The 1,241-nt window shown below is 35.9% G+C and carries 1 pseudogene; it reads right to left on the bottom strand.

Annotated features, from left to right (window positions below):
- A pseudogene (locus EAI80_RS13155) lies at positions 1-1,139 on the bottom strand (hypothetical protein); the annotation flags it as partial.
- Between the last annotated feature and the right edge of the window lie 102 nt (positions 1,140-1,241).

The following is a 1,241-nucleotide window of genomic DNA, read 5'->3' as shown; positions in this document are numbered from 1 at the left end:
AGACTTCTTAAATGGTTAGCGTCTTCATTTATTGCAAGCTGTCTGTTTATGGCATTGATGCGACATAGTTCAGAGTGCTTTGTTTTCAGCTCCTTATAATGATTTGAATATTTCCAGGTTTTACGGCCTTTTTTAACAGTACCATCATCATTATAATTCTGCGGATTAGTTGCACGTCTTGACCTGTCCATAGCACGATAAAGCAGATGTTCTTTTCTCTCAGAAGTCTGAATACTGTTGCCACGCTCTGAAAGATTCTTCAAGCCCACCTCAGTATCAGATGTATAAGCAACTGTCTGTGTACCAATATCAGCACCTATAATACCTTTGCCATATTTATGTCTTGGACTGCCAAATCTATCATATTTAGGTTTTGCCTTGCCTTCGATGGTTAAATGTAAATATACTCTGTATTTACCTCTTATCATCCTGGGAACAAGCGTAGCATAGCAGGGTCTGTATGTATCTATGCAATAGCCATCTTTAATAAGAGTATTAACAGCCCTGTCATCCAAAATATCAGATTCGGCAAGATATGATAAAACCGCGTCTACTTCATCCTGCTGGAATCTATCATTTATTTGTGTTCCAAATACCATCCTGCCAAGTTTGAAATGAAGTTTATTATCTGTAACGGATATAGGTATACCACGATTCATCTGTTTTGCCCTTATACAAGGCAGTTCTCCATATCTTGAGAAATGAATGGTATTACCATTACCATACAAGCATTTTTCGATACCACGCCATATATCTTTGGCTTTAGTCAGAGCGAATACAGCGTCTACACCATATTTCTTGCCTATTGGAATCATGGACGTTCTGCAGCATTCCCATGTAATATTATAAGCTTTCTGCATTTCATTAAGTTGATTGGCATAAGTTTTTCGTTTATCCTTATCTTTAGAATTACCATACAGAAATAATAATTTACGGTATCTCTTTGTACGCATAAGCTGGTTATAATTCTTTCTCATAAGACCAACAAGCTCATTCCCAGCTTTGCGTATCTTATCAGAAAGAGCCACTACTTTAAGCACATCAGAATAAGGCATATCGGTTTCTACAGCCAGGATATGCCTGTCAGAAAATTTATGAAATTGTTTTAGAATCCTTTTGTATTCTTCGTCAGTTATCATTTTTCTGCTCCTTAATATTATCTTAATTACTGTTATGAAATGACCGTTGTCAAGACATAAATCAACTTTCATAATATTTCTATTAAGTTTTATCATCAAGGG

Origin of the sequence: Catenibacterium sp. co_0103 (assembly GCF_004168205.1) — a bacterium.
GTDB classification, from domain to species: domain Bacteria; phylum Bacillota_I; class Bacilli_A; order Erysipelotrichales; family Coprobacillaceae; genus Catenibacterium; species Catenibacterium mitsuoka_A.
The sequence above is the reverse complement of the archived record's forward strand: the minus strand, read 5'-3'. Positions and strand labels throughout refer to the sequence as shown.